The 7,425-nt window shown below is 44.9% G+C and carries 7 protein-coding genes; 5 read left to right on the forward strand and 2 right to left on the reverse strand.

Annotation, left to right across the window (positions count from 1 at the left end; translation table 11 throughout):
* Nucleotides 1-398 precede the first annotated feature (398 nt).
* Both VF06_RS38435 and VF06_RS41870 read right to left on the reverse strand, forming a co-directional pair.
* Nucleotides 399-1,649, reverse strand: a complete 1,251-nt coding sequence (locus tag VF06_RS38435) for a bifunctional sterol desaturase/short chain dehydrogenase (RefSeq protein ID WP_099072827.1) — start codon at nt 1,647-1,649, stop codon at nt 399-401.
* A gap of 225 nt (nt 1,650-1,874) precedes the next feature.
* Nucleotides 1,875-2,159, reverse strand: a complete 285-nt coding sequence (locus tag VF06_RS41870; protein ID WP_180267660.1) for a hypothetical protein — start codon at nt 2,157-2,159, stop codon at nt 1,875-1,877.
* A gap of 201 nt (nt 2,160-2,360) precedes the next feature.
* Here VF06_RS41870 and VF06_RS43595 point away from each other — a divergent pair, with 201 nt between their 5' ends.
* The 5 genes from VF06_RS43595 to ggt all read left to right on the forward strand — a co-directional run bounded on the left by VF06_RS43595 (nt 2,361) and on the right by ggt (nt 7,396).
* Nucleotides 2,361-2,651, forward strand: coding sequence for a putative quinol monooxygenase (locus tag VF06_RS43595; protein ID WP_099072828.1), 291 nt, complete (start codon nt 2,361-2,363; stop codon nt 2,649-2,651).
* A gap of 305 nt (nt 2,652-2,956) precedes the next feature.
* Nucleotides 2,957-3,631 (forward strand): type 1 glutamine amidotransferase domain-containing protein, encoded by a 675-nt coding sequence (locus tag VF06_RS38450; protein ID WP_099072829.1) that lies wholly within the window; start codon nt 2,957-2,959, stop codon nt 3,629-3,631.
* Nucleotides 3,632-3,746: 115 nt separating this feature from the next.
* Nucleotides 3,747-4,535, forward strand: coding sequence for a TspO-related membrane protein (locus VF06_RS38455; protein ID WP_099072830.1), 789 nt, complete (start codon nt 3,747-3,749; stop codon nt 4,533-4,535).
* 59 nt (nt 4,536-4,594) lie between these two features.
* Nucleotides 4,595-5,236, forward strand: a complete 642-nt coding sequence (locus tag VF06_RS38460) for an MOSC domain-containing protein (protein WP_099072831.1) — start codon at nt 4,595-4,597, stop codon at nt 5,234-5,236.
* Between the two features lie 405 nt (nt 5,237-5,641).
* The gene (gene ggt / locus VF06_RS38465) at nt 5,642-7,396 is read left to right on the forward strand and encodes a gamma-glutamyltransferase (protein ID WP_099072832.1); all 1,755 of its coding nucleotides are present in this window, start codon (nt 5,642-5,644) and stop codon (nt 7,394-7,396) included.
* Nucleotides 7,397-7,425 lie beyond the last annotated feature (29 nt).

Below are 7,425 nucleotides of genomic sequence, written 5' to 3' on the forward strand. Positions count from 1 at the left end.
GGGGGGATGGGGGGATGGGGAGATGGGGGGAGTTGGGGGGATGGGGGGATGGGGAGATGGGGGGAGTTTGGAATAATTGAGTGATTATCGGAACTTGAGGTAACAACTGTTCTACAGTTCCTAAGCATCCTTGTTTTTTTGAACACAGTATTACTCTCTCTGTTGTGAGTACTTTTATTAGTACATTTATATTACAGTAGAGTTGCTATCTTTCCTTCGGGAACTCCAAAAAATAAATTATCCGATTTGTCTACTCAACTAAACTTCTTTCTTCCTTGTCTCCCTTGTCTCCCTTGTCCCCCTTGTCTCCCTTGTCTCCCTTGTCCCCTTTGTCCCCCTTGTCCCCCTTGTCCCCCTTGTCCCCCTTGTCCCCCTTGTCCCCATCCCTACCCCAGATATTACTCACCCTTGCCTCTGCGGCTAAAAACTCTGTAATATAACCAGGTACTAGTTTCCTTCAAGGGAAACAGCACATAAGTCAGAGGATTGATTGTCACAATAATATCTCGCAAGTCTCGCTTGGCTAAAAACAACACCACACGCGCTACTTGCTGTGCAGACATTACTCCATAAGGGTTAAGCTGGCTTTTAAAGGGGCCGAGAATTAACTTGCGAATGATGCAATTGTTATCCAAGCGCTTAAGGGTGACAATATCTCCTAGCGCTCGTTTGCTGAGTTCATAAAGAGGACTCAGCGCTGGGGATACCTCAGCCTCGGAAGTGTTAACCCAAATTTCCTTGGTTGCTTTGGCTTGTGGCCCTGTAACAGTGGCTAAAAATATATCTATCAACCGCAATGCAGAAAAAGTATTCACTTCATAGGAAGAGTTGATAGCATCCGGTGTACGCTCAGTGTAGACGTTGACTCCGTGGTTGATAATTAAAATATCGATTTTTTCTAAACTTTCCTTTAGCTCGGCTTCATTGCCTAATTGCCAAGGAATCACCTTTACTCCAGTTTGCTCGGCTAATTTTTCTGGATTTGTGGTTAATGCTACAACTTTGGCATTACACTTGACAAGTTCAGCGGTTAATGCTTGTCCCAAAGCTCCTGAGGCTCCGGTTAAAGCTACGGTTTTACCTTTGACGGATAGGGCTGTTCCCAATATTTTATCCACTAAAGGAAAGACACCACTGTAATAAGCGTTGACATCATCAAAATGGTGTCGCCAGTGATAAGACCGATTTACCAACCAAGTGGATGGAATGGTTTCTAAAGGGCCTGGTAAGTGATTGTAGTCTGTGTCAATTTTTCCTTGGAAATAGCGCACACAAGCACCATACAAAAAGGTGCAACTATAAGCCACTCCCAGCCATAAGCCTGGTTGTCGGACAATTAAGGCAATTAACGCACAGGCGACTACTAGTAAGCTCGATTCTAAAATGTCGTGATAAAGCTGAGATTCTTGGTAAATTTTTAAAGAAACAACCGATAAATCTCGACGATAAGCCATGTGATGCTTATTGTGCAATTTCCCAAGCCAATTTACTTGATGGCACAAAGCATGGTAAGCGTCTCTTAAAATCTCAGCAACTAAAAGCGAGAACAGCCCCCAAGCAATAAACTGTAAGCAGGCGTTGACTAAAACCCAATTTATCTGTAAATTAGCCCCAATTTGAATCAAGCTTTGTGCAAATATTTTTATCATGTTTGTTGACACTGGTTTTTCTTAATCATTCTTCATGATGAATTAAGGTCTAGTTTAGAGCAAACAAAATTTCAAAATTCTGTGTATTACAGGAATTTTTAGGTAAATAGACCACGTGGTAGGGGCAAACAATTAATAATGCCTCTTTTGCGGTTCTACGCAACGCCGATATTGTCATTGCCACCGAAACGGAATGTAGGGAAGCAATCCCAGCGTCAGGGGGAATTACTTCTCTACGAGACGCTGTGCGTAGCTTGCTTCTGTGTAGGAGTACGCTATCGCTCGTAATGACCCAATGACGTTATTTTTGCGTAAGTCCTGCTGATATCTGCGCTTGGCCATCGCTTCCATCTGGTTGCACCTAATTATGCAGGCTATGGTAACAGTTCGGTAAGAACGATGACATTTTCTCAGCTTTTGGTGCTTATCCCTACCAGCGCGACCTAAAAGACGTTGAGTTTCATTTACTCGATACAAGATGGGGAGGCGATCGCAAAATACATCAGTCAATTTCTCTCGTCACAATTTTAACTCATCCCTACTAAAGAATTTGATTATATTTTTAGTAGCTATCACGTACAATAAATCTTTATCCAGCGAGAAAACGCCGAACATCTCGATCGCGGTTAAGCGTTCACGGACGGCACAACAACTGTAAGAGCAAGCTGCTGGGGTGTTAGTACGCTTGTCTTGAAAGGGAGCAGTAAGCACATGGAAAAGGTCGTTATCGTGAAATGGAGAATTAAGAAGTCGGAAACGTCCCGGATACTAAAATTGCTACCGGAGCTGGCGGAGAAGAGTAGATCCGAGGAAGGCAACATTTCCTACACGATTTATCAGTCCGAAAGCGATCCTTGCGAACTCATTCTTTGCGAACACTACACCGACAACGCTGCCGCAGAATCTCACAGGCGATCGGAACACTATAAAAGAATCGTTGCACAAGAGATCGTACCCCATCTTGAAGGCCGCGAGGTGATATCAGTGAAGAAGCTTGTTTAAAGCTGTGTTCCGAACCCATTCGTGAGGGCTTAAGGTCAGGTACTATTTGTTAATAAGCAATAGTACTTAAAATATCCCTAAAATCACGGCTCAAATTGGGGTTGAAAACACAATTTTTGAGCAGGCGATGACGTAATTTGGATACGCATCTTTGATTCTTACTCCATTGGTTCAGTATAAGAGTTAACTTCAAACCTGTGCTGATGATAAAATTTCAGCATAATTTCTAATTGACATTAGTTTGATTATCTTAACCTCTCACCAATGTCCCGAACCAAACCAGACAACCGTACTAAGGAAAAGCTATGTCAAAAAATATTCTCACAATAGTATCGAACGCATACGTTATTGGCCCGAACAACCGAAGGACGGGAAATTTCCTGCCAGAGGTTGCACATCCTTATGCGGAATTCGACAGAGCAAAATACCAAATTGATTTTGCAAGTCTCACCGGAGATACGCCGTTTCTGGATGCGCTCAACCTTGCTGACGACCCTGACAACCTAGCCTTCTTGGTAGGAAAAGGATGGGACTCAATGCAGAAAGCGAAGAAGCTAGAAGACGTGGACGTTAGCCAGTACGATGCCATTTTTATACCTGGCGGTTTGGCACCGATGGTTGATATGCCGGAACATCCGCCGCTTAAGAAGGTCGTCAAAGAGACATACGAGCGAAAGGCGGTGGTCGGGGCCGTGTGTCATGGCCCGGTATCGTTGCTGAACGTCAAGTTGAGTGATGGCACTTATCTGCTTGCCGGGAAGAACATCAGTTCATTCACAAACGACGAAGAAGAAAACTACGCTAAAGCCGATGTGCCTTTCTATCTGGAAACGGCCCTCACCAAACAAGGCGCGATCTTCCAAAAGACGGCACCTTGGCAGGCGTTCAGCATTGCTGATGGAAATCTCGTCACCGGGCAGAATCCTGCTTCTGCCAAAGGTGTCGCACAGAAGATGATCGCGCTCTTGGAGGAATCTTAGGTAGGCAGGCGATCGCTTTGGTTCCTCAATGACTTGCTCGATATGATTGTGGATTGTATGCATCACTCTTTTTGGGATGTAAGCTAAAAGCACAAAAGATATGAGTTAACATCCTATGCAGCAGTCCACAAGAGGCAATTACTGGGATTTTTGGCGGCAGCTTGTTACTTTGGCTGCAATCTTTGGTGCTTTCGTTGTCAACGTAGTATCGAACGTTTTTCCGCTCAATGGACTCAGCATAGGTGAAATTTCCAATACTTTGTTTAAAAATGTCCTGATTATCCCTGCTAATTACGCCTTTGCTATTTGGGGGCTGATTTACCTTGGGTTGTTTGCTTTTGGAGTATACCAAGCTCTACCTAGCCAACGATATGAACCTGATTTACGTAAGACAGGTTATCTATTGGTAATTGCCTGTGTTGCTCAAAGTATTTGGGTGTATCTGTTTTTGTCTAGGCTTTTTGCTTTTTCTGTAATTGCAATGCTGTTGATTCTGTTGCCCCTGATTGGTGTTTATGTGCAGTTAGAAATTGGCAAATCCCGTGTACCTCGGCTGAAAAAATGGTGTATTCACTTTCCCATTAGCATTTATCTAGGCTGGATTAGTGTGGCGACCATTGTCAACGTAGCGTGTGCCTTGGATTTTCAGGGGTGGAACGGTTGGGGAATTTCTGCTGTAATATGGACTCTCATCATGTTATTAATAGCAACAGCAGTTGCAGCAGTTATAGTCATCCAGCGTCGAGACATCGCTTATACAGGAGTAATACTCTGGGCATTGGTAGCAATTGCCCTCAAACACTCTGATAATTCAATGCTCAGAAATGCCGCGTTGGTTTTGGCCATTGTCCTAGTTTTGACCGCTACGATTCACAGCTTACGCACCCAACAAGAACATATTTAAATGCGTTCGCTCCATATAAATGGGCTTCGTCTGCTCCGAAGTACTATTAAGGCTAGTCTATGAAATTAATTTCTGTTTGCGTTGGACTACCGCGTGAAGTAAGTTGGAAGAGAAAGTCTGTCACAACTGGCATTTTTAAGCAGCCCGTGAATGAACGAGTGATGCTGCGAACGCTCAATTTAGACGGAGATGGACAAGCAGATTTGACCGTTCACGGAGGTGTCGAGAAAGCGGTTTACGCTTATCCAATGGAGCATTACGCTTACTGGCGGCAGGAGTTACCCGATGAAGACTTGCCTTGGGGTGCCTTTGGTGAAAACCTAACGATTGAGGGCTTGTCAGAAAGGGAAGTCAATATCGGCGATCGCTTTCGTATTGGCTCGGCTGTTGTGATGGTGACACAACCCCGGTTTCCTTGCTTCAAGCTCAATCTCAAGTTTGGACGAGATGATATGGTCAAACGGTTTCTCAACAGTCGATTGAGTGGCATTTACTTTTCAGTAGTCCAAGAAGGTGAAATTGGTGTAGGGGATGAAATCGAACTGGTGAGTCGGGATGAAAACAATGTCACAGTTGCCGATATTGTGCAAATCTACGTGCGTGAAGCCGATGACGATTTAGTGCGCCGCGCTGTTCGGGTTCCAGCTTTGGCAGAGGGTTTGCGAACTTACTTTCAACAGCAAATCGAACCAGAGCATTAAGCTATTGGGTTGTCATCTTCTATCAGCGCCTTTAATTCAATACGCTTGGTGTTAAGGCTAAAACTCTTGGTCAAATTTAATTTTTTTAACGTAGACGCGTAGCGGCTTGCCGCAGGCTACCGCCAAGGACGCATTCGCGCAGCGTCTCGTCAGAGAAGGACGCAAAGAGAAGAAAGAAAGGCTTAACTGAACTGTATTGGCCTTTAATTAAGATCGGGACTTACGCAAAATATCTCTCAAACTCTCATTTCTCCGTGAACTCTGCGCCTCTGTGGTTCGTTGTTTCGTGACTCGTGCGTAAGTCCTAAAGATGTCTATAAAATCGGAATAGCGATCGCTCTGCAAAAATATAAAATGCGCGGTTAGGCGGTAGCCTATATAAATATCAAACAAAATGGCATAAAAATGCTCAGTATCGCCAAACCGAAGCGAGTTGCAATCGCCATCTTTTCTTTTAGTGTCCTGCTTTACAGCCAAGTTGCATCAGCGGCCTTTACACCCCTACGCAGTAAAAAAGGGATGGTGGTTTCAGCGCATCCTCTGGCCAGTGAAGCGGGAATTTCTATGTTACGTCAAGGTGGTAATGCGGTGGATGCAGCCGTAGCCACAACCTTTGCAATTTCTGTAGTTGAGCCTTTTTCGGCGGGAATTGGTGGCGGTGGATTTTTGCTGGTGCATTTTGAGAAAACCGGCGAAATCAAAGCCTTGGATTTCCGGGAACGCGCACCCTTGAAGGCTACAAGAAATATGTATTTAGATGCACAAGGTAAAATACGTCCCAATGCAAGTATTAATGGCTATTTAGCAGTGGCGACACCGGGAACGGTGGCGGGACTTTATGAGGTGCATCGGCGCTATGGTAAGCTTTCCTGGGAACAAGTGCTAAAACCTGCCATTGCACTTGCTAAAGATGGCTTTGTGATTGGTGATGCCGCAACTTGGCGTTATCTGCAAAACAACCAATCCCGCAAACAATTAATTATCAATAACCCCGCAGCGCGGCAAATTTTCACTCGTAACGGTGAATTTTATAAATCAGGAGACAAGCTGATACAGCGCGATTTAGCCCGCACTTTAACGACAATTGCCAAAAATCCCCAAGATTTTTACACTGGAAAAATTGCCAAAACCATCGCCGCCGATATGACAAAAAATGGCGGTTTAATTACTTTAGAAGATTTAAAAGCCTATAAACCAATTTGGCGGTATCCCGTTTGTGGAAACTTCCGCAAAGCTCAAATTTGCTCAATGCCGCCACCATCATCAGGAGGCGTGCATCTATTAGAAATTTTAAATATAATCGGTGACACAGATTTAAAATCTCTAGGGTGGCACCATCCAGACGCCATACATTTAATAGTAGAAGCAATGAAGATTGCTTACAGCGATCGCTCACAATATTTAGGCGACCCAGATTTTGTTAAAGTCCCCGTACAAGAATTAATTAGTCCAGCTTACGCCAAAAAACGCCGCCAAGAAATTAACATGGATCGGGCTAGACCATCCACCCAAGTCAAGCCGGGAAATCTCAATTCTCAACGTCTCCCCATCTCCCCATCCCCCAGTCCCCGCAACGAATCTCCCGAAACCAGTCATCTAACCGTTGTCGATGACCAACGCAACGCCGTTAGTCTGACTTTCACCATCAACCTTGGTTTTGGTGCTGGTATAGTGACGCCAGGAACCGGAATTATCCTCAACAACGAAATGGATGATTTTGCTGCTGCACCAGGAGTTCCCAATGCCTTTGGTTTAGTTGGTAACCAAGCCAACAGCATTGCACCCCGTAAAACTCCTTTATCCAGCATGACCCCGGCAATTGTCACCCAAAATAATCATTTCCGCATGGCCGCAGGTGCCCCTGGTGGTAGCACCATCATCACCCAAGTTTTGCAAATAATTTTGAATGTGCTGGAATACAACATGGATGTTGGTGCAGCTGTCTCCGTTCCACGCATACATCATCAATGGCTTCCCGATGAATTGCGCGTCGAATCTTGGGGTTTAGATGCTTTGACTTTAGAGAACTTACGCCGTCGCGGACACAACATCAAAGAAACTGCACCTTGGGGTAATGGTAACGCGATCGCAGTTACACCCGATGGCACTTTAGAAGGAGCCGCCGATCCTCGTAGTGAAGGTGCTGCTAGGGGGTGGTGATGGGGGGATGGGGGGATGGGGGGATGGGG

It is taken from the genome of Nostoc linckia z4 (genome assembly GCF_002608075.1).
Classification (GTDB): Bacteria; Cyanobacteriota; Cyanobacteriia; order Cyanobacteriales; family Nostocaceae; genus Nostoc; species Nostoc linckia.

What these genes read in the sequence shown, in the direction of transcription:
- VF06_RS38435 (WP_099072827.1), bottom strand. Translation starts at nt 1,649, where the DNA reads ATGATAAAAATATTTGCACAAAGCTTGATTCAAATTGGGGCTAATTTA.
- VF06_RS43595 (WP_099072828.1), top strand. Translation starts at nt 2,361, where the DNA reads ATGGAAAAGGTCGTTATCGTGAAATGGAGAATTAAGAAGTCGGAAACG.
- VF06_RS38450 (WP_099072829.1), top strand. Translation starts at nt 2,957, where the DNA reads ATGTCAAAAAATATTCTCACAATAGTATCGAACGCATACGTTATTGGC.
- VF06_RS38455 (WP_099072830.1), top strand. Translation starts at nt 3,747, where the DNA reads ATGCAGCAGTCCACAAGAGGCAATTACTGGGATTTTTGGCGGCAGCTT.
- VF06_RS38460 (WP_099072831.1), top strand. Translation starts at nt 4,595, where the DNA reads ATGAAATTAATTTCTGTTTGCGTTGGACTACCGCGTGAAGTAAGTTGG.
- ggt (WP_099072832.1), top strand. Translation starts at nt 5,642, where the DNA reads ATGCTCAGTATCGCCAAACCGAAGCGAGTTGCAATCGCCATCTTTTCT.